The sequence below is a fragment of the Enterobacter sp. 186315 genome (assembly GCF_053290175.1).
In genome coordinates this window covers 1-19,729 of sequence record NZ_JBPTTK010000018.1, presented here as the reverse complement: position 1 = coordinate 19,729, position 19,729 = coordinate 1, and the positions used below count along the sequence as shown (strand labels likewise).

The window sequence follows — 19,729 nt, the reverse complement described above, 5'->3', positions numbered from 1 at the left end:
GCCCGGCCTACAGACAGGCCCGGTAAGGCGTAGCCGCCACCGGGCTTTAGGCTTTTTTCCCACCGTACTGCCTGAACCACGCCAGCATTCTCTGCCAGCCGTCTTTCGCAGATTCCGGGTGATAGCTCGCACGGTAATCGGCGTTAAACGCGTGTCCCGCTTCGGGATACACAATAATGTCCGCTTTGGCGTTTGCCGCCCGCAGCGCCTGACGCATCGACTCCACCGTATCAAGCGGGATGCTCGTGTCCTCAGCGCCGTAAAGCCCCAGCACCGGCGCGTTAAGATCGACCGCGATATCCAGCGGATGCTTCGGTGAATTCAGCGTTTTTTCACCCACCAGCTTACCGTACCAGGCCACGGCTGCCTTGAGCTGCGGGTTGTGGGCGGCGTAGAGCCAGCTAATGCGACCGCCCCAGCAGAAGCCGGTGACCATCAGACGGTGCGGATCGCCGCCGTTGCGGGCGGCCCAGCTGGCTACATGGTCAAGATCGGCCAGCACCTGCGCGTCCGGGACTTTACTCACCAGATTGGCGAACAGGGTCGGGATATCGCTGTAGTCGTTCGGATCGCCCTGGCGGAAATAGAGTTCCGGCGCGATGGCCAGATACCCCTCCAGCGCCAGGCGGCGGCAAATATCGCGAATGTGCTCATGCACGCCGAAAATCTCCTGAACCACAATCACCACCGGCAGCGGGCCGTCGGCGGATTTCGGGCGGGCGTGCCAGGCCGGCATGTTATCCCCCTGCGAGGGGATAGAGGTCTCACCTGCGCTGATTGCCTCTTCCGGGGTGGTGACAATCGTTGAAGCATGAGGGGCAGCAGCAGGTGCAAAACCGGATTTTTCAGTCATGGCATTCTCCGTACCAATGTTGAGTTAGCGCAAAGGTAAATATAGTCACTGTGTTAACAACTCACATTGCCTGATACGGTCTATCTTTTGTGCAACAGACCGCGCTATAAGATTGTTAATGTGATGTTAGTCACTTTTTTATGGAAATTAACTGCAATCATTTTCATTCATGGTGAGATGCGTCACGAAATTTCACCCACTGCTTCTGTAAAGTACCGTTTTACTTCTCCTGACTAAACCGACCCACAGAGGAGTCACCTATGTCTAAGTCTGATGTTTTTCATCTCGGCCTCACTAAAAACGATTTACAAGGGGCTACGCTCGCGATCGTCCCTGGCGATCCGGAGCGTGTGGAAAAGATCGCCGCGCTGATGGATAAGCCGGTCAAGCTGGCATCCCATCGCGAATTCACTACCTGGCGCGCAGAGCTGGACGGCAAACCGGTTATCGTGTGTTCTACCGGTATCGGCGGCCCGTCTACCTCTATCGCCGTTGAAGAGCTGGCGCAGCTGGGTATTCGCACCTTCCTGCGTATCGGCACCACCGGCGCGATTCAGCCGCACATCAACGTGGGTGACGTTCTGGTGACCACCGCTTCCGTCCGTCTGGACGGCGCAAGCCTGCACTTCGCACCCATGGAATTCCCGGCGGTAGCTGATTTCGAATGTACGACTGCTCTGGTTGAAGCCGCGAAATCCGTTGGCGCCACCACGCACGTTGGCGTAACCGCCTCTTCTGATACTTTCTACCCAGGCCAGGAGCGTTACGACACCTTCTCCGGTCGCGTGGTGAGCCGCTTCAAAGGCTCTATGGAAGAGTGGCAGGCGATGGGCGTGATGAACTACGAGATGGAATCTGCAACGCTGCTGACCATGTGCGCAAGCCAGGGTCTGCGCGCCGGTATGGTGGCGGGTGTTATCGTTAACCGCACCCAGCAGGAGATCCCGAACGCCGAAACCATGAAGCAGACCGAAAGTCATGCGGTGAAAATTGTGGTTGAAGCGGCTCGCCGCCTGATCTAGTCCTCTCTTCAAAGATAAAAGGCCGACCTGTCGGCCTTTTTTTTGCGTAGCGCCTCGCAGGAAACTCCTTTCAAACTGGACGTTTATACAGCACAATTCTATTTTGTGCGGGTCATTCTTTGATGTGGGGGCGGTGTGGATATCTCAATCCTGATTTATGCAGTGATGGCGCTGGTGGGCGTGGGGTTAGGCTGGCTGATGTCCAGCTATCAACACGCGCAGCAGAAGGCCGATCAGCTGGCAGAGCGCGAGGAGATGGTCGCTGAGTTAAGCGCGACGAAACAACAGCTTGCCCAGAGCGGACACTGGCGTGACGAGTGCGAGCTGCTCAACAACGAACTGCGCAACCTGCGCGATATCAACACCTCGCTGGAGGCCGATCTCCGCGAAGTCACCACCCGCCTTGAGTCCACCCAGCTGCACGCGGAAGATAAAATCCGCCAGATGATTAACAGCGAGCAGCGCCTGAGCGAACAGTTTGAAAACCTTGCGAACCGGATTTTCGAGCACAGCAACCGCCGCGTCGATGAACAAAACCGCCAGAGCCTCAACAGCCTGCTGACGCCGCTGCGCGAGCAGCTGGACGGTTTTCGCCGCCAGGTGCAGGACAGTTTTGGTCAGGAAGCCCGCGAGCGGCACACCCTGGCGCATGAAATTCGTAATCTCCAGCAGCTGAACGCGCAGATGGCGCAGGAGGCTGTTAACTTGACGCGCGCGCTCAAAGGCGACAACAAAGCGCAGGGCAACTGGGGGGAAGTGGTGCTGACCCGCGTGCTGGAGGCCTCTGGCCTGCGCGAAGGCTACGAATACGAAACCCAGGTCAGCATCGAAAACGACGCCCGCTCGCGAATGCAGCCTGACGTCATCGTGCGTCTGCCGCAGGGCAAGGACGTGGTCATCGACGCCAAAATGACGCTGGTGGCCTACGAGCGCTACTTCAATGCCGAAGACGACTACACCCGCGAGTCGGCGCTACAGGAGCACATCGCCTCCGTGCGTAGCCATATTCGCGGGCTCGGTCGCAAAGATTACCAGCAGCTGCCGGGGCTGCGTTCGCTCGACTACGTGCTGATGTTTATCCCGGTCGAGCCTGCTTTTCTGCTGGCGCTCGACAGACAGCCCGAACTGATCACCGAGGCGCTGAAAAATAACATTATGCTGGTCAGCCCCACGACGCTGCTGGTGGCGCTACGAACCATCGCCAACCTCTGGCGCTACGAGCATCAGAGTCGAAACGCGCAGCAGATCGCCGATCGCGCAAGCAAGCTGTACGACAAAATGCGCCTGTTCGTCGACGACATGTCCTCTGTGGGGCAAAGCCTCGATCGCGCGCAGGATAACTATCGTCAGGCGATGAAAAAACTCTCGTCCGGGCGCGGTAACCTGCTGGCGCAAGCGGAGGCGTTTCGCAGCCTCGGCGTTGAGGTAAAACGCGAGATTAATCCGGATCTGGTGGAACAGGCCACGGCTCAGGATGAGGAGTATCGTCTGCGCGAAGGAGCAGATGAACAAAATACTCACAATGAAGACAATGATTTAGCCTCGGAATTATCCTCAACGGAACGGTCCGGCCGTTTCTTTCACGGTGGTTGAACCGTAGGGCAAACGCGCCCAATCTGTTACACTTCACGAACATTTGATTGATAAGCAGGCTCTGAGATGGTTGAAGATTCACAAGACACAACGCACTTTGGCTTTCAGACAGTCGCCAAAGCGCAGAAAGCTGACATGGTGGCCCACGTATTTCATTCCGTGGCGGCGAAGTACGATGTGATGAATGATTTGATGTCGTTCGGCATTCATCGCTTGTGGAAGCGCTTCACCATTGACTGTAGCGGCGTGCGCCGTGGGCAAACGGTGCTGGATTTGGCCGGTGGTACCGGCGATCTGACGGCAAAATTCTCGCGTCTGGTGGGTGAAACCGGCCGCGTGGTGCTGGCAGACATCAACGACTCGATGCTGAAAATGGGACGCGAAAAGCTGCGTAACATCGGCGTGGTCGGTAACGTTGAGTATGTGCAGGCGAACGCCGAAGCGCTGCCGTTCCCGGACAACACTTTTGACTGCATCACCATTTCGTTTGGCCTGCGTAACGTCACCGATAAAGACAAAGCGCTGCGCTCGATGTACCGCGTACTGAAGCCGGGCGGACGTCTGCTGGTTCTCGAATTCTCCAAACCGATTATCGAGCCGCTGAGCAAAGCCTACGACGCCTACTCGTTCCACGTTCTGCCGCGAATTGGCGAGCTGGTGGCAAACGACGCCGAGAGCTATCGCTACCTGGCGGAATCCATCCGTATGCACCCGGATCAGGATACCCTGAAGGCGATGATGCAGGATGCCGGACTTGAAAACGTTGAGTACTTCAACATGACGGCAGGTGTCGTCGCGCTGCATCGCGGTTACAAGTTCTGAGTGGAGGTATTCCATGCCCATTAAGCCGTTAGTGACCGCAGGCATCGAGAATGTCCTGAATGCCTTTTTGTATCGCGCGCCTGCGCTTAAAACCGCGCGTCAGCGGCTAAACGGCAAGGTGCTGCGTATCGTTTTAAAAGAGTTCTCAACGCCGATGGTGCTGGTGTTCAGCGAACGCCAGCTTGACGTGCTGGGCGAGTGGGAAGGCGACGCCGACTGCTCGGTCATCACGCGTATGAGCGTGCTGCCGAAGCTGCGCGACCGTCAGCAACTTACCGCGCTTATCCGCAGCGGCGAGCTGGAGGTTGAAGGCGACATCCAGGTGGTGCAGAACTTCGTTGCGCTGACCGATCTGGCGGAATTTGATCCGGCTGAACTGCTTGCCCCTTACATCGGCGATATCGCGGCGGAAGGTGCGAGCAAATTTATTCGCGGCGGGTCGGCGTTTCTGCGTAAAACCGTTCAGCGCCAGCAGCGCTATGCGGCAGAAGTCATGACCGAAGAGTGGCGCATGGCGCCGGGCCCGCTGGAAGTGGCCTGGTTTGCCGAAGAAACGGCGGCGGTTGAACGTGCGGTTGACGCATTAAGCAAACGGCTGGAAAAACTGGAGGGCAAATGACGCCTGGTGAAATTCGGCGCCTCTACTTCATTGTCCAGACCTTTCTAAGCTACGGGCTGGACGAACTCATCCCCAGAATGCGGATCACGCTGCCGCTTCGTATCTGGCGCCGGACGTTGTTCTGGATGCCAAACCGTCATAAGGATCAGGAACTCGGCGAACGCCTGCGTCTGGCATTGCAGGAGCTGGGGCCGGTGTGGATCAAGTTCGGTCAGATGCTCTCGACCCGTCGCGACCTCTTCCCGCCGCAGATTGCCGATCAGCTGGCTCTGCTTCAGGATCGCGTCGCGCCTTTTGAAGGCACGCGAGCCAAAAAGCAGATCGAAGAAGCGATGGGCAATATCCCCGTCGAAACCTGGTTTGATGATTTCGATATTCAGCCGCTGGCCTCCGCGTCTATCGCGCAGGTGCATACCGCGCGTCTGAAAGAGAACGGCAAAGAGGTGGTTATTAAGGTTATCCGCCCGGATATCCTGCCCATTATCAAAGCCGACATGAAGCTGATCTACCGTCTTGCGCGCTGGGTGCCACGCCTGCTGCCGGACGGACGTCGTCTGCGCCCGCTGGAAGTGGTGCGTGAGTACGAAAAAACGCTGATTGACGAACTAAATCTCCTGCGTGAATCGGCCAACGCCATTCAGCTGCGCCGCAATTTCGAAGACAGCCCGATGCTCTACGTGCCGGAGGTCTACTCCGACTATTGCAGCCAGAACATGATGGTGATGGAGCGCATCTACGGTATTCCGGTATCGGATGTGGTTGCGCTGGAAAAGCAGGGCACCAACATGAAGCTGCTGGCCGAACGCGGCGTGCAGGTCTTCTTTACCCAGGTCTTCCGCGACAGCTTCTTCCACGCTGACATGCACCCGGGCAACATCTTCGTGAGCCACGAACACCCGGAAAACCCGAAATACATCGGTATCGACTGCGGCATCGTTGGCTCGCTAAACAAAGAGGATAAGCGCTATCTCGCGGAGAACTTCATTGCGTTCTTTAACCGCGACTACCGCAAGGTGGCCGAGCTGCACGTTGATTCTGGCTGGGTTCCGCCGGACACCAACGTCGAAGAGTTCGAATTTGCTATCCGCACCGTCTGCGAGCCGATATTCGAAAAGCCGCTCTCGGAGATCTCCTTCGGTCACGTGCTGCTGAATCTGTTTAATACCGCGCGCCGCTTCAATATGGAAGTGCAGCCGCAATTAGTTTTACTCCAGAAAACATTACTTTACGTTGAGGGCGTAGGTCGTCAGCTCTATCCTCAGTTAGACTTGTGGAAAACAGCGAAACCTTTCCTTGAATCCTGGATTAAGGATCAGGTCGGCATTCCGGCGCTGGTGCGCTCTCTTAAAGAGAAAGCGCCGTTCTGGATAGAAAAAATGCCGGAAATCCCTGAACTGGTTTACGACAGTTTGCGTCAGAGCAAGAACCTTCAGCACAGCATGGATAAAATCGCCAACGAACTTCACTCGAATCGTGTTCGTCAGGGACAGTCCCGATATCTGTTTGGGATTGGCGCAACGCTGCTGCTGAGCGGTACGCTTTTGCTGATCAATCGCCCGGACTGGGAGATGATGCCCGCATGGCTCATGGCTGCCGGGGTGGTTGTCTGGTTCGCTGGCTGGAGAAAGACGCGCTGAATTTGCGTCGCTATCGCCGGGTTGCATACGTATAATGCGGCCTGATTAATTAATCATCTATCACTGAGGAACATGTATGGGTGGTATCAGTATCTGGCAATTGGTCATCATTGCCGTCATCGTTGTGCTGCTGTTCGGCACCAAAAAGCTCGGCTCAATCGGTTCCGACCTCGGCGCGTCTATCAAAGGCTTCAAGAAGGCCATGAGCGACGATGAAGCAAAGCAGGATAAATCCAGCCAGGACGCTGATTTCACTGCTAAATCTATTGCCGACAAGCAAGAAGAAGCCAAAAAGGAAGACGCTAAACGCCACGATAAAGAGCAGGTGTAAGTCGTGTTTGATATCGGTTTTGGTGAGCTGCTGCTGGTCTTTGTCATCGGCCTGATCGTGCTGGGGCCGCAGCGTTTGCCGGTGGCGGTAAAAACCGTTGCTGGTTGGGTGCGTGCGCTGCGATCGCTGGCGACCACGGTACAAAACGAGCTGGCGCAGGAGCTTAAGCTCCAGGAGTTTCAGGACAGCCTGAAAAAGGTTGAGAAGGCGAGCATGGAAAACCTGACGCCGGAACTGAAAGCCTCAATGGACGAACTGCGCGAAGCGGCAGAATCCATGAAGCGCTCCTACAGCGTTAACGATCCTGAAAAAGCGAGCGATGAAGCCAATACCATCCATAACCCGGTGGTGAAGGGCAGCGAAGAGCAGCGTGAAGGTATTACGCCAGCGACCGCTGAGCATCAGGCTGCCGCGCCGGAGCAGACGCCGCAGGAGCCTGAAGTGAAAAAACGGGCGCAACCGGAAGAACCCGTTGTGAAAGCGGCTGAACCTAAGCCCGCCGCGCCCGTTTCCGAATCATCCCCCTCGTCGAGTGATAAAGCGTAAACATGGCAGTAGATGATACTCAACCGCTCATTACGCACCTCATAGAGCTGCGTAAGCGCCTGTTAAACTGCATCATTGCAGTTTTCCTCATTTTTTTATGCCTGGTCTATTTTGCGAACGATATCTATCAGGTGGTCTCCGCGCCGCTGATTAAGCAAATGCCGCTGGGCGCAACGATGATCGCAACGGACGTTGCCTCGCCGTTCTTCACCCCTATCAAGCTGACCTTCTGGGTATCGTTGATTGCCTCCGCGCCGGTGATCCTCTACCAGGTGTGGGCCTTCGTCGCCCCGGCGCTGTATAAGCATGAGCGCAAGCTGGTGATCCCGCTGCTGGTGTCCAGTTCCCTGCTGTTCTACATCGGCATGGCCTTTGCCTACTTTGTCGTCTTCCCGCTGGCCTTTGGCTTCCTGACGCACACCGCGCCGGAAGGGGTACAGGTCTCGACCGACATCGCCAGCTATCTTAGCTTCGTCATGGCGCTGTTTATGGCGTTTGGCGTGGCGTTCGAAGTGCCGGTCGCTATCGTGCTGCTGTGCTGGGTTGGCGTGACTACGCCTGACGATCTGCGCAAAAAGCGTCCCTATATTCTGGTCGGGGCATTCGTGGTCGGCATGCTGCTGACGCCGCCGGATGTTTTCTCGCAAACGCTGCTGGCGATACCGATGTACTGCCTGTTTGAAGTCGGCGTGTTCTTCTCACGCTTCTACGTGGGGAAACGACGCCCGCAGGAAGACGAAGAAGACGAGTCTGAGAAGACCACCGAAGAATAAAACCAGCCGCCCGTCAGGGCGGTTTTTACATGGGAAACCGCATGTTTGATATCGGCCTGAACCTCACCAGCGCCCAGTTTGCCAAAGACAGAGATGACGTGGTGGCGCGCGCTTTTTCCGCAGGCGTAAAGGGTCTGCTGCTGACCGGAACCAATCTTCACGAAAGCGAGCAGGCGCAGCAGCTAGCGCTGCGCTATGACCGTTGCTGGTCGACGGCGGGCGTACACCCGCACGACAGCAGCAGCTGGAATGAACAGAGCGCCGGGGCGCTTCATGCGCTGGCAAACACCTCTGAGGTGGTGGCGATTGGCGAGTGCGGGCTGGATTTCAACCGTAACTTCTCTACTCCCGCCGAGCAGGAGCGCGCCTTTACCGCCCAGCTGGCGCTGGCGGCGGAGCTTGAAATGCCGGTCTTCATGCACTGCCGCGACGCCCACGCGCGCTTTTTAACCCTGCTTGAACCCTGGCTCGATAAGCTGCCCGGAGCGGTGCTGCACTGCTTCACCGGCTCGCGCGAGGAGGCGCTGGATTGCCTGAACCGTGGCTTATATCTGGGGATCACCGGCTGGGTCTGCGATGAACGCCGCGGGCTGGAGCTTCGTGAGCTGCTGCCCGTTATCCCTGCGGATCGTCTGCTGATTGAAACGGATGCGCCTTATCTGCTGCCGCGCGACATGCGGCCAAAACCGGCGTCACGGCGCAACGAACCGGCGTATCTGGGGCATATTCTGGAGAGAGTAGCGCACTGGCGCGGAGAAGATCCGCAGTGGCTGGAAGCGCAGACCGATAACAACGTGCGCCGGCTGTTTAGCGTAGCGTTTTAAAGCTTGCGGAAGTCGGTGTTTTTCACGCTCTGGAGCACCTGCTTGTTCAGCAGGTTAAGCAGCAGCATGGAGCGGGCTTCCCCGTCCGGCTCGGAGAAAATGGCCTGAAGTCCCTCGAACGCCCCTTCGGTGATCACTACCTGGTCGCCTGAGTAAGGGGTTTCCGGATCGGTAATGTCTTCGGGCTGTTGATAGACCGAAAGCTGGTGAATCACCGCAGACGGCACGGTTGCCGGGTGCGAGCCAAAACGAACGAAATGGCTGACGCCGCGCGTGGCGCTGATGGTGGTGGTGTGGATCACTTCCGGATCGAATTCAACGAACAGGTAATTCGGGAAAAGAGGCTCGCTGACCGTCGTGCGCTTTCCACGCTGCATTTTCTCAAGCGTGAGCACGGGCATCAGACAGTTCACAGACTGACGTTCAAGATGTTCTTGCGCGCGCTGAAGTTGCCCGCGTTTGCAATACAGTAAATACCAGGCCTGCATAATCACTCTTCCCATTGTTCGGGGCGCAAGCATATCAAAACCCTGGCGGGATCGCTAAGGTGATTATAATGGCCAAAAGTGGAGTAAGACGCGGAACTTCACGCTAATTTAACAAAATTACAGCATCACGCAGGCTTACGCCGTATAATGAAGCGCTTACAGAGAGGCCATGACTAACTGCATGAAATACCACGATCTACGCGACTTCCTGACGCTACTGGAAAAGCAGGGCGAACTCAAACGCATCACACTTCCTGTTGATCCTTATCTGGAAATGACAGAGATAGCCGACCGCACCCTGCGTGCCGGTGGCCCCGCTTTGCTATTCGAAAATCCTAAAGGCTACTCCATGCCGGTGCTGTGCAACCTGTTCGGCACACCGCGTCGCGTGGCGATGGGGATGGGGCAAGAAGATGTCACCGCGCTGCGCGAAGTGGGCAAACTGCTGGCCTTTCTGAAAGAGCCGGAGCCACCAAAGGGCTTCCGCGATCTGTTCGACAAACTGCCGCAGTTTAAGCAGGTGCTGAACATGCCGACCAAACGTCTGCGCGGTGCGCCCTGTCAGCAGAAAGTGCTGGAAGGCGATGCCGTCGATCTGACCCGTATTCCTATCATGCAGTGCTGGCCTGAAGATGCCGCTCCGCTCATTACCTGGGGGCTGACCGTCACGCGTGGCCCGCATAAAGAGCGTCAGAATCTGGGCATCTATCGCCAGCAGCTGATTGGCAAAAACAAGCTCATTATGCGCTGGCTGTCGCATCGCGGCGGCGCGCTGGATTTCCAGGAGTGGTGCGCGGCCCATCCGGGCGAGCGTTTCCCGGTGTCGGTAGCGCTTGGCGCTGACCCGGCAACCATTCTCGGTGCGGTGACCCCGGTTCCCGATACCCTCTCTGAATACGCGTTTGCAGGCCTGCTGCGCGGCACCAAAACCGAAGTGGTGAAGTGCATTTCCAACGACCTGGAAGTTCCGGCGAGTGCAGAGATCGTTCTGGAAGGCTACATTGAGCAGGGCGAACTGGCACCAGAAGGGCCATACGGCGACCACACGGGCTATTACAACGAAGTCGATAACTTCCCGGTGTTTACCGTTACGCACATTACCCAGCGCGAAGATGCGATCTATCATTCAACCTATACCGGTCGTCCACCGGATGAACCGGCGGTGCTGGGCGTAGCGCTGAATGAAGTGTTCGTGCCGATCCTGCAAAAGCAGTTCCCGGAAATCGTTGATTTCTATCTGCCGCCGGAAGGCTGCTCGTATCGCCTGGCCGTCGTGACCATGAAAAAGCAGTACGCGGGCCACGCCAAGCGGGTGATGATGGGCGTATGGTCTTTCCTGCGCCAGTTTATGTATACCAAGTTTGTGATCGTCTGCGATGATGACGTTAACGCCCGCGACTGGAACGACGTGATCTGGGCCATTACCACGCGTATGGATCCGGCTCGCGACACGGTGTTAGTGGAAAATACGCCGATAGATTATCTGGATTTTGCCTCCCCGGTTTCCGGGCTTGGCTCAAAAATGGGACTGGATGCCACGAACAAATGGCCTGGCGAAACCGACCGCGAGTGGGGTCGCCCGATCAAAAAAGATCCTGACGTGACCGCGCGTATTGACGCGATCTGGGACGATCTGGCCATAATGAGTAACGGTAAGCCAGAACAGCACCGTTAAGCCCTATAGACTTCCCGACAGAGAGAGCGAATGACAACCTTAAGCTGTAAAGTGACCTCGGTAGATGCCATCACCGACACCGTATATCGCGTCCGTTTAGTGCCAGAAGCGGCGTTCTCTTTCCGCGCTGGTCAGTACCTGATGGTCGTGATGGATGAGCGTGATAAGCGTCCTTTCTCTATGGCCTCTACGCCTGCCGAGCAAGAATTTATCGAGCTTCACATCGGCGCGTCTGAGCTCAACCTGTACGCGATGGCGGTGATGGATCGCATTCTGAAAGAGCGCGAAATCGTGGTCGATATCCCCCACGGTGAAGCCTGGCTGCGCGATGACGAAGAGCGTCCGCTGATCCTGATTGCGGGCGGTACCGGCTTCTCCTACGTGCGTTCCATTCTGCTGACCGCGCTGGCGCGTAACCCGAACCGCGACATCACTATCTACTGGGGCGGCCGCGAAGAGAAACATCTGTACGATCTCTCCGAGCTGGAAGCGCTGAGCGTCAATCACCCGAACCTGCGCATTGAGCCGGTTGTCGAGCAGCCGGAAGAGGGCTGGCGCGGGCGTAACGGTACGGTGCTGACGGCGGTGTTGCAGGATCACGGTACGCTGGCGAACCACGATATCTATATTGCGGGACGTTTTGAGATGGCGAAGATTGCACGTGACCTGTTCTGCAATGAACGCGGCGCGCGTGAAGACCGTCTGTTCGGCGATGCGTTTGCGTTTATCTAGATATAAATAAAAAACCCGCCCCTGACAGGCGGGAAAAACGGCAACTAAAACGTCTCTCTTCGTGATTACGGCGAGATACCTTTCGTAGGCCGGGAAAGCGCAGCGCCTCCCGGCAACAGCCCGATGACGCGATGCTTATCGGGCCTACGATACTTTTCCAGATTTACACTCTCTCAAATACCGTCGCGATCCCCTGACCTAATCCGATACACATCGTTGCCAGACCAAACTGGGCATCTTTGCGTTCCATCAGGTTAATCAGCGTGGTGCTGATACGCGCCCCGGAACAGCCCAGCGGGTGCCCCAGCGCGATCGCGCCGCCGTTGAGGTTAATCTTCTCGTCAATCTGCTCCATCAGCCCCAAATCTTTAATGCACGGCAGGATCTGCGCGGCAAAGGCCTCGTTCATCTCAAACAGATCGATATCGCTGGCGGTCAGCCCGGCCTTTTTTAGCGCCAGCTTCGACGCCGGTACCGGGCCGTAACCCATAATCGACGGGTCGCAACCGACAACGGCCATCGAGCGGATTCGGGCGCGTGGCGTCAGGCCCAGCTCGCGGGCGCGGCTTTCGCTCATCACCAGCATCGCCGCTGCACCGTCGGAAAGGGCAGAAGAGGTGCCTGCGGTCACCGTGCCGGTCACCGGATCGAATGCCGGACGCAGCGTAGAAAGCGCTTCCACCGTGGTTTCCGGGCGGATCACTTCATCGTAATTAAACTGTTTCAGCACCCCGTCGGCATCGTGACCGCCGGTGGGGATAATTTCATTCTTAAACGCGCCGGACTGCGTGGCGGCCCAGGCCCGTGCGTGAGAGCGCGCGGCAAAGGCGTCCTGCATTTCACGGCTGATACCGTGCAGACGAGAGAGCATCTCGGCGGTCAGCCCCATCATGCCAGCAGCTTTCGCCACGTTACGGCTCATGCCAGGGTGGAAATCGACGCCGTGGCTCATCGGCACATGGCCCATATGCTCCACGCCGCCAATCATGCACGCCTGCGCATCGCCGGTCATGATCATACGGGCCGCGTCGTGCAGCGCCTGCATGGACGAGCCGCACAGACGGTTCACGGTCACCGCCGGAACGGAGTGCGGGATCTCCGCCAGCAGCGCGGCGTTACGGGCGATGTTAAAGCCCTGCTCCAGCGTCTGCTGCACGCAGCCCCAGTAGATATCGTCGAGCGCCGTCGGATCCAGCGCCGGGTTACGCGACAGCAGGCTACGCATCAGGTGGGCGGAGAGATCTTCCGCGCGGACGTTACGGAACGCACCGCCCTTTGAACGGCCCATCGGGGTGCGAATCGCATCAACAATGACAACCTTTTCCATTGTGACTCCTTAAGCCGTTTTCAGCTCGCCAACCGGACGGGCTGGCTCAACTGCTGGATAATAGGGTTCGTTATGGCGCGCTTTGCTGCGCAGACCTTCCGGCACGTCGTAGAGCGGGCCGAGGTGCTGATACTGCTGCGCCATATCAAGATATTTCGCACTGCCGAGCGTATCCAGCCAGCGGAACGCGCCGCCGTGGAACGGAGGGAAGCCCAGGCCATACACCAGCGCCATGTCGGCTTCTGCCGGGCTGGCGATAATGCACTCTTCAAGGCAGCGCACCACTTCGTTGACCATCGGGATCATCATGCGGGCGATAATCTCTTCGTCGCTAAAGTCGCGTTTTGCCTGGCTGACCTCTGCTAACAGGCCGTCCACCGCCGCGTCTTCTTCTTTCTTCGGCTTGCCCTTGCTGTCTTCTTTATAGCGCCAGAAGCCCAGACCGTTTTTCTGACCGAAGCGGTTCGCTTCAAACAGCGCGTCGATGGCGTCGCGGTAATCTTTCTGCATACGCTGCGGGAAGCCCGCCGCCATTACCGCCTGAGCGTGATGCGCCGTGTCGATGCCGACCACGTCCAGCAGATACGCCGGGCCCATCGGCCAGCCGAACTGTTTTTCCATCACTTTGTCGATTTTGCGGAAGTCCGCGCCGTCGCGCAGCAGCTGGCTGAATCCGGCGAAGTAGGGGAACAGCACGCGGTTCACGAAGAAGCCCGGGCAGTCATTCACCACAATCGGCGTTTTACCCATCTTGCTCGCCCACGCCACCACTTTGGCGATGGTCGCGTCAGAGGTTTTCTCTCCACGGATCACTTCGACCAGCGGCATACGGTGTACCGGGTTAAAGAAGTGCATCCCGCAGAAGTTTTCCGGGCGCTTCAGCACGCTGGCCAGTTCGCTAATCGGAATGGTTGAGGTGTTAGAGGCGAGCACCGTGTCCGGTCGCACCTTGTCTTCAGTTTCCGCCAGCACCGCTTTTTTAACTTTCGGGTTCTCAACAACGGCTTCAACTACCACGTCCACGCGATCGAAACCGCTGTATTCCAGCGTGGGCTGAATTGTAGAGATCACGCCCGCGAGCTTCAGGCCGTCGATCTTCCCGCGCTCCAGCTGTTTATTCAGCAGCTTGGCCGCTTCGTTCATCCCCAGCGTCAGGGATTTGTCGTTGATGTCTTTCATCACCACCGGCACGCCTTTCCACGCAGACTGGTAGGCGATGCCGCCGCCCATAATGCCTGCGCCCAGCACGGCCGCGTGTTTTGGCGTTTCAACGTTTTTGGTCAGCTGCTTCGCTTTGCCTTTTACGTACTGATCGTTGAGGAAAATGCCGACCAGCGCGCGGGCTTCGTTGGTGTGCGCCAGCGGGACAAAGCTTTGATTTTCGAGTTTCAGCGCGTCGTCGCGACCCAGACGTGCTGCCGCTTCAATGGTCTTCACGGCGGTGATCGGTGCCGGATAGTGTTTGCCCGCCGTCTGCATCACCATGCCTTTGGCAATGGTGAAGCTCATGGTGGCTTCAATCTTGCTGAGCTTTAACGGTTCGAGCTTCGGCTGACGCTTCGCTTTCCAGTCGAGATCGCCATTAATCGCCTGGAGCAGAATGCCGATAGCGCCCTCGACCAGTTTTTCTGGTTTCACCACGCCGTCGACCAGGCCAATCTTCAGCGCCTGTTCAGCGCCCACGTCTTTACCCGCAGCAATGATTTCCAGCGCGCTATCGGCACCCAGCATACGCGGCATACGCACGGAGCCGCCAAAGCCCGGCATGATGCCCAGCTTGGTTTCCGGCAGGCCAATGCGCAGGTCAGGCGTTGCCAGACGATAATCGGTCGCCAGCACGCACTCGCATCCGCCGCCCAGCGCGTAGCCGTTCACGGCGGAGATTGTCGGCACCGGCAGATCTTCCAGACGGTTAAAGACGCTGTTGGCGAAATGCAGCCACTGGCTCAGCTGCTCTTCCGGCACGAGGAACAGCGACAGGAATTCGGTGATATCCGCGCCGACAATAAAGGCCGCTTTTTCAGAACGCAGCAGCAGCCCTTTTAAATCTGATTGTTTTTCAAGTACGTCCAGCGCATGGCCGAGGCTGGCCACGGTCGCGGTATCAAGCTTATTCACTGAGCCGGGGGCATCGAACACCAGTTCGGCAATGCCATCTTCCAGCCAGTTGAGGTACAGGGTGTCGCCTTTGTAGAGCATGTCAGTCTCCTGAATCCAGCAAGTGGATCTGGTCATACCAGATGAAACGGAGTGTGGAATTTATGTTAATAAAATGCAAATTACTCATTAAGAAATTGCTGCATTGATCACGCTCGGCGGAAATCACGCAGTCCGGGGCAGGTGTGCTAAGATGCGAAGACTTGAGCGCAAAAAAACGAAAGGACGAACAATGGACTCACTGGCTTCACTCTATAAAAATCATATTGTTACCTTACAGGAACGTACCCGCGATGTTCTGGCTCGTTTTAAGCTGGATGCCCTGCTGATCCACTCCGGCGAGCTGATGAATACCTTCCTCGATGACCATGCCTATCCGTTTAAGGTTAACCCGCAGTTCAAAGCCTGGGTGCCAGTGACACAGGTTCCAAACTGCTGGCTGCTGGTGGACGGCGTGAACAAGCCGAAACTGTGGTTCTATCTGCCGGTGGATTACTGGCACAACGTCGAGCCGCTGCCGACCTCCTTCTGGACCGAAGAAGTCGAGGTAATTGCGCTGCCAAAAGCCGACGGTATCGGTAGCCAGCTGCCCGCTGCGCGCGGCAACATTGCCTATATTGGCCCGCAGCCGGAGCGCGCGCTGGGGCTAGACATTGCCGCGGACAAACTCAACCCGAAAGGGGTGCTGGATTACCTGCACTATTATCGCTCGTACAAAACCGACTATGAACTTTACTGTATGCGTGAAGCGCAGAAGACCGCCGTTAATGGTCATCGCGCGGCGCATGAAGCCTTCCAGTCCGGGATGAGCGAGTTCGATATCAACCAGGCGTACCTGACCGCCACCGGCCACCGTGATACCGACGTGCCGTACAGCAATATCGTGGCGCTCAACGAACACGCCTCGGTTCTGCACTACACCAAACTCGATCACCATGTTCCGTCCGAAATGCGCAGCTTCCTGCTGGACGCCGGGGCAGAGTACAACGGCTATGCGGCTGACCTGACCCGCACCTGGGCCGCCAACGCGGATACCGATTTTGCCCAGCTGATTAAAGACGTGAACGACGAGCAGCTGGCGCTGATCGGCACCATGAAAGCGGGAACAAGCTACGTGGATTACCACATCCAGTTCCATCAGCGCATCGCCAAACTGCTGCGTAAGCATCAGATTGTCAAAGACATGAGCGAAGAAGCAATGGTGGAAAACGATCTGACCGGGCCATTTATGCCGCACGGTATTGGCCACCCGCTGGGCTTGCAGGTGCATGACGTGGCTGGCTTTATGCAGGATGATACCGGCACGCATCTGGCCGCACCGTCTAAATATCCGTACCTCCGCTGCACCCGTATTCTTGAACCGCGCATGGTGCTGACCATCGAACCGGGCATCTACTTTATTGAATCCCTGCTCGCGCCGTGGCGTGAAGGCCAGTTCAGCAAACACTTCAACTGGGAAAAAATCGACGCCCTGAAGCCGTTTGGCGGCATTCGCATCGAAGATAACGTCTTTATCCACGAAAACAGCGTTGAGAACATGACGCGGGATCTGAAACTGGCCTGATGGAAAGCTGGCTGATACCGGCTGAACCGGTCACCTTCGTTGAGGAAATCAAGAAAAGCCGCTTTATTACGCTGCTGGCACACACCGACGGCGTAGAGGCGGCAAAAGCCTTCGTTGAGTCCGTTCGTGCCGAACACCCTGACGCGCGCCACCACTGTGTCGCCTGGGTTGCCGGGCCGCCGAACGACTCGCAGCAGCTGGGGTTTTCTGACGACGGTGAACCGGCGGGTACGGCCGGTAAACCCATGCTTTCTCAGTTAATGGGAAGCGGCGTGGGAGAGATAACCGCCGTGGTGGTGCGCTACTACGGCGGCATTTTGCTGGGTACGGGCGGGCTGGTCAAAGCCTATGGCGGCGGCGTGCAGCAGGCGCTAAATCTGCTTAGCACTACCCGCAAAACGCCGCTCACCGAATATACTTTGTTATGCGATTACGCCCAGCTGTCGGGTATTGAAACCCTGCTGAAGCAGTTTAACGGCGTGATTTCGCACAGTGAGTACCTGGCAACGGTGCAGCTGCGCGTGGCGCTTCCTCAGGCAGAAGTGGCTGCTTTTTCAGCAAAGCTGGCTGATTTTAGCCGTGGTTCGTTGCAATTGCTGCCGATTGAAGAATAATCCCCACCTCACTTTTTGAATACCAAAGGAAGCGGCAGAGATGCATTTTCGTGCCATTACCCGAATCGTTGGACTGCTGGTCATACTCTTCTCCGGGACCATGATTCTCCCAGGACTGGTAGCGCTTATCTACCGGGACGGCGCGGGGCGTGCCTTTACCCAGACTTTCTTTGTGGCGCTGGTCATCGGTTCGCTGCTGTGGTGGCCAAACCGTCGTGAGAAAGGTGAGCTGAAGTCCCGGGAAGGGTTTTTGATTGTGGTGCTGTTCTGGACGGTGCTGGGCAGCGTGGGTGCGCTACCCTTTATCTTCTCCGAACAGCCCAACCTGACCATCACCGACGCCTTTTTTGAATCCTTCTCTGGCTTAACCACCACCGGGGCCACCACGCTGGTGGGGCTTGACTCTTTACCGCACGCCATCCTCTTTTACCGGCAGATGCTGCAATGGTTCGGCGGTATGGGGATCATCGTATTAGCCGTCGCCATTCTGCCTATTCTGGGCGTCGGGGGGATGCAGCTCTATCGCGCGGAAATGCCTGGCCCGCTGAAAGATAACAAGATGCGCCCGCGTATTGCCGAAACGGCGAAAACCCTGTGGCTGATTTATGTTCTGCTGACGGTCGCCTGCGCGCTGGCGCTGTGGTTCGCCGGAATGCCCGCGTTCGACGCTATCGGACACAGCTTTGCCACTATCGCTATTGGCGGGTTCTCAACCCATGATGCCAGCGTCGGCTATTTCGACAGCCCGACCATCAACACCATTATTGCGATCTTCCTGCTGATCTCCGGCTGTAACTACGGCCTGCACTTCTCTTTACTGAGCGGACGCAGCCTGAAGGTGTACTGGCGCGACCCGGAATTTCGCATGTTTATCGGCGTCCAGCTGACGCTGGTGGTCATCTGTACGCTGGTGCTGTGGTTCCACGATGTCTACAACTCCGCGTTGACCACCTTAAATCAGGCCTTCTTCCAGGTGGTGTCGATGGCGACCACTGCGGGCTTTACCACGGACAGCATCGCGCGCTGGCCGCTGTTCCTGCCGGTGCTGTTATTGTGCTCTGCGTTTATCGGTGGCTGCGCCGGGTCGACGGGCGGTGGCCTGAAGGTGATCCGTATCCTGCTGCTGTTCAAACAGGGCAACCGTGAGCTTAAGCGTCTGGTACACCCGAACGCGGTTTACAGTATTAAGCTTGGCAACCGCGCGCTGCCGGAACGTATTCTTGAGGCAGTGTGGGGCTTCTTTTCTGCCTACGCGCTGGTCTTCATCGTCAGTATGCTGGCGATAATCGCGACCGGGGTGGATGATTTCTCCGCGTTCGCGTCCGTCGTAGCAACGCTGAACAACCTCGGCCCTGGGCTGGGCGTGGTGGCGGATAACTTTGCCAGCATGAATCCGGTGGCAAAATGGATCTTAATTGCCAATATGCTGTTTGGTCGTCTTGAGGTCTTTACCCTGCTGGTGCTCTTTACCCCAACATTCTGGCGCGAATAAGGAAGTCATTAGTGAAAACATTAATTCTATTCTCTACACGGGACGGGCAAACGCGCGAGATTGCCTCTTATCTGGCTTCTGAATTAAAAGAGCTGGGGATTTACGCTGACGTGGTCAACCTGAACCGTACCGAAGAGATAACCTGGCAGGATTACGATCGCGTCGTTATTGGGGCGTCTATTCGTTACGGCCATTTCCATCCGGCGCTGGATCGCTTTGTGAAAAAGCATACCGCCACGTTGAATGCACTGCCCGGCGCTTTCTATTCCGTGAACCTTGTTGCCCGTAAAGCGGAGAAGCGCACGCCGCAGACCAACAGCTACACCCGCAAGTTTTTGCTGAACTCGCCGTGGCAACCGGATCTCTGTGCCGTCTTCGCCGGGGCGCTTCGTTATCCGCGTTATCGCTGGTATGACCGCTTTATGATCCGTCTGATTATGAAAATGACGGGGGGCGAAACGGATACACATAAAGAAGTGGTGTATACCGACTGGAACCAGGTCGCCGGTTTTGCCCGTGAAATCGCCCAATTAACGGACAAATCGCGAGTAAAATAAGCGTTAAGTTTGAAAATTGAGCGAACGAAAAGTTTTTTGAATTTTATGCTTGTCACCGCCGAAGAACTCCCTATAATGCGCCTCCACTGACACGGAACAACGG

Annotated in this window: 19 protein-coding genes; 15 read left to right on the top strand and 4 right to left on the bottom strand. The window is 56.9% G+C overall.

The window, feature by feature from the left end:
* Window positions 1–46: 46 nt before the first annotated feature.
* On the bottom strand, window positions 47–853 hold the full coding sequence (locus ACSVHP_RS17645; RefSeq protein ID WP_234674783.1) for a dienelactone hydrolase family protein: 807 nt from the start codon (window positions 851–853) through the stop codon (window positions 47–49).
* A gap of 260 nt (window positions 854–1,113) precedes the next feature.
* On the opposite strand from ACSVHP_RS17645, the gene udp reads away from it, so the two are divergent.
* From udp to tatD, 9 genes are all read left to right on the top strand, one after another.
* Entirely contained in the window at window positions 1,114–1,875 is a 762-nt protein-coding gene (gene udp, locus ACSVHP_RS17640; protein ID WP_234674784.1) for a uridine phosphorylase, read from the top strand.
* A gap of 135 nt (window positions 1,876–2,010) precedes the next feature.
* On the top strand, window positions 2,011–3,468 hold the full coding sequence (gene rmuC, locus ACSVHP_RS17635) for a DNA recombination protein RmuC (RefSeq protein WP_417312717.1): 1,458 nt from the start codon (window positions 2,011–2,013) through the stop codon (window positions 3,466–3,468).
* Between the two features lie 66 nt (window positions 3,469–3,534).
* Window positions 3,535–4,290 carry a bifunctional demethylmenaquinone methyltransferase/2-methoxy-6-polyprenyl-1,4-benzoquinol methylase UbiE gene (gene ubiE, locus ACSVHP_RS17630; RefSeq protein WP_234674786.1) on the top strand — a complete coding sequence of 252 codons (756 nt, stop codon included), beginning with the start codon at window positions 3,535–3,537 and terminating at the stop codon, window positions 4,288–4,290.
* Window positions 4,291–4,303: 13 nt separating this feature from the next.
* Complete coding sequence (gene ubiJ, locus ACSVHP_RS17625) at window positions 4,304–4,909, top strand: ubiquinone biosynthesis protein UbiJ (protein ID WP_417312715.1); 606 nt, start codon at window positions 4,304–4,306, stop codon at window positions 4,907–4,909.
* Window positions 4,906–6,546, top strand: coding sequence for a ubiquinone biosynthesis regulatory protein kinase UbiB (ubiB, locus tag ACSVHP_RS17620; protein WP_234674788.1), 1,641 nt, complete (start codon window positions 4,906–4,908; stop codon window positions 6,544–6,546). Before ubiJ ends, ubiB begins: the two co-directional genes overlap by 4 nt.
* Before the next feature lie 76 nt (window positions 6,547–6,622).
* Window positions 6,623–6,877, top strand: a complete 255-nt coding sequence (gene tatA, locus ACSVHP_RS17615; RefSeq protein WP_234674789.1) for a Sec-independent protein translocase subunit TatA — start codon at window positions 6,623–6,625, stop codon at window positions 6,875–6,877.
* A 3-nt stretch (window positions 6,878–6,880) separates the two neighbouring features.
* Window positions 6,881–7,423 (top strand): Sec-independent protein translocase protein TatB, encoded by a 543-nt coding sequence (tatB, locus tag ACSVHP_RS17610; protein WP_447552585.1) that lies wholly within the window; start codon window positions 6,881–6,883, stop codon window positions 7,421–7,423.
* A gap of 2 nt (window positions 7,424–7,425) precedes the next feature.
* Window positions 7,426–8,196: a Sec-independent protein translocase subunit TatC gene (tatC, locus tag ACSVHP_RS17605; protein ID WP_234674791.1), complete on the top strand. Its 771-nt coding sequence runs from the start codon at window positions 7,426–7,428 to the stop codon at window positions 8,194–8,196.
* A 41-nt stretch (window positions 8,197–8,237) separates the two neighbouring features.
* On the top strand, window positions 8,238–9,020 hold the full coding sequence (gene tatD, locus ACSVHP_RS17600) for a 3'-5' ssDNA/RNA exonuclease TatD (protein WP_447552584.1): 783 nt from the start codon (window positions 8,238–8,240) through the stop codon (window positions 9,018–9,020).
* Here the strand turns inward: tatD and rfaH are convergent.
* On the bottom strand, window positions 9,017–9,508 hold the full coding sequence (rfaH, locus tag ACSVHP_RS17595) for a transcription/translation regulatory transformer protein RfaH (protein ID WP_234674801.1): 492 nt from the start codon (window positions 9,506–9,508) through the stop codon (window positions 9,017–9,019). The two genes, tatD and rfaH, sit on opposite strands and share 4 nt — an antisense overlap.
* Window positions 9,509–9,677: 169 nt before the next feature.
* On the opposite strand from rfaH, the gene ubiD reads away from it, so the two are divergent.
* Together ubiD and fre are read left to right on the top strand one after the other, a co-directional pair.
* A complete protein-coding gene (ubiD, locus tag ACSVHP_RS17590; RefSeq protein WP_417312711.1) occupies window positions 9,678–11,183 on the top strand; it encodes a 4-hydroxy-3-polyprenylbenzoate decarboxylase in 1,506 nt (501 codons plus the stop codon).
* 30 nt (window positions 11,184–11,213) lie between these two features.
* Entirely contained in the window at window positions 11,214–11,915 is a 702-nt protein-coding gene (gene fre / locus ACSVHP_RS17585; protein WP_417312709.1) for an NAD(P)H-flavin reductase, read from the top strand.
* Window positions 11,916–12,078: 163 nt separating this feature from the next.
* On the opposite strand, the gene fadA is transcribed toward fre, so the two are convergent.
* Together fadA and fadB are read right to left on the bottom strand one after the other, a co-directional pair.
* Window positions 12,079–13,242 (bottom strand): acetyl-CoA C-acyltransferase FadA, encoded by a 1,164-nt coding sequence (gene fadA, locus ACSVHP_RS17580; RefSeq protein ID WP_447552583.1) that lies wholly within the window; start codon window positions 13,240–13,242, stop codon window positions 12,079–12,081.
* 9 nt (window positions 13,243–13,251) lie between these two features.
* Entirely contained in the window at window positions 13,252–15,441 is a 2,190-nt protein-coding gene (gene fadB / locus ACSVHP_RS17575) for a fatty acid oxidation complex subunit alpha FadB (RefSeq protein WP_447552582.1), read from the bottom strand.
* Window positions 15,442–15,631: 190 nt separating this feature from the next.
* On the opposite strand from fadB, the gene pepQ reads away from it, so the two are divergent.
* From pepQ to hemG, 4 genes are read left to right on the top strand one after another with little or no spacing between them, the layout of a single operon-like run.
* Window positions 15,632–16,963, top strand: a complete 1,332-nt coding sequence (gene pepQ / locus ACSVHP_RS17570) for a Xaa-Pro dipeptidase (protein ID WP_447552581.1) — start codon at window positions 15,632–15,634, stop codon at window positions 16,961–16,963.
* Entirely contained in the window at window positions 16,963–17,577 is a 615-nt protein-coding gene (locus tag ACSVHP_RS17565) for an IMPACT family protein (protein ID WP_234674797.1), read from the top strand. Before pepQ ends, ACSVHP_RS17565 begins: the two co-directional genes overlap by 1 nt.
* Before the next feature lie 40 nt (window positions 17,578–17,617).
* Window positions 17,618–19,069 (top strand): Trk system potassium transporter TrkH, encoded by a 1,452-nt coding sequence (gene trkH / locus ACSVHP_RS17560; RefSeq protein ID WP_234674798.1) that lies wholly within the window; start codon window positions 17,618–17,620, stop codon window positions 19,067–19,069.
* Between the two features lie 11 nt (window positions 19,070–19,080).
* Window positions 19,081–19,626 (top strand): menaquinone-dependent protoporphyrinogen IX dehydrogenase, encoded by a 546-nt coding sequence (gene hemG / locus ACSVHP_RS17555; protein ID WP_417312702.1) that lies wholly within the window; start codon window positions 19,081–19,083, stop codon window positions 19,624–19,626.
* Window positions 19,627–19,729: the final 103 nt, after the last annotated feature.

Excerpts from the sequence above, each read along its gene's own strand:
- ACSVHP_RS17645 (WP_234674783.1), bottom strand. The coding sequence starts at position 853 with ATGACTGAAAAATCCGGTTTTGCACCTGCTGCTGCCCCTCATGCTTCA.
- udp (WP_234674784.1), top strand. The coding sequence starts at position 1,114 with ATGTCTAAGTCTGATGTTTTTCATCTCGGCCTCACTAAAAACGATTTA.
- ubiE (WP_234674786.1), top strand. The coding sequence starts at position 3,535 with ATGGTTGAAGATTCACAAGACACAACGCACTTTGGCTTTCAGACAGTC.
- ubiJ (WP_417312715.1), top strand. The coding sequence starts at position 4,304 with ATGCCCATTAAGCCGTTAGTGACCGCAGGCATCGAGAATGTCCTGAAT.
- ubiB (WP_234674788.1), top strand. The coding sequence starts at position 4,906 with ATGACGCCTGGTGAAATTCGGCGCCTCTACTTCATTGTCCAGACCTTT.
- tatA (WP_234674789.1), top strand. The coding sequence starts at position 6,623 with ATGGGTGGTATCAGTATCTGGCAATTGGTCATCATTGCCGTCATCGTT.
- tatC (WP_234674791.1), top strand. The coding sequence starts at position 7,426 with ATGGCAGTAGATGATACTCAACCGCTCATTACGCACCTCATAGAGCTG.
- tatD (WP_447552584.1), top strand. The coding sequence starts at position 8,238 with ATGTTTGATATCGGCCTGAACCTCACCAGCGCCCAGTTTGCCAAAGAC.
- rfaH (WP_234674801.1), bottom strand. The coding sequence starts at position 9,508 with ATGCAGGCCTGGTATTTACTGTATTGCAAACGCGGGCAACTTCAGCGC.
- ubiD (WP_417312711.1), top strand. The coding sequence starts at position 9,678 with ATGACTAACTGCATGAAATACCACGATCTACGCGACTTCCTGACGCTA.
- fre (WP_417312709.1), top strand. The coding sequence starts at position 11,214 with ATGACAACCTTAAGCTGTAAAGTGACCTCGGTAGATGCCATCACCGAC.
- fadA (WP_447552583.1), bottom strand. The coding sequence starts at position 13,242 with ATGGAAAAGGTTGTCATTGTTGATGCGATTCGCACCCCGATGGGCCGT.
- fadB (WP_447552582.1), bottom strand. The coding sequence starts at position 15,441 with ATGCTCTACAAAGGCGACACCCTGTACCTCAACTGGCTGGAAGATGGC.
- pepQ (WP_447552581.1), top strand. The coding sequence starts at position 15,632 with ATGGACTCACTGGCTTCACTCTATAAAAATCATATTGTTACCTTACAG.
- ACSVHP_RS17565 (WP_234674797.1), top strand. The coding sequence starts at position 16,963 with ATGGAAAGCTGGCTGATACCGGCTGAACCGGTCACCTTCGTTGAGGAA.
- trkH (WP_234674798.1), top strand. The coding sequence starts at position 17,618 with ATGCATTTTCGTGCCATTACCCGAATCGTTGGACTGCTGGTCATACTC.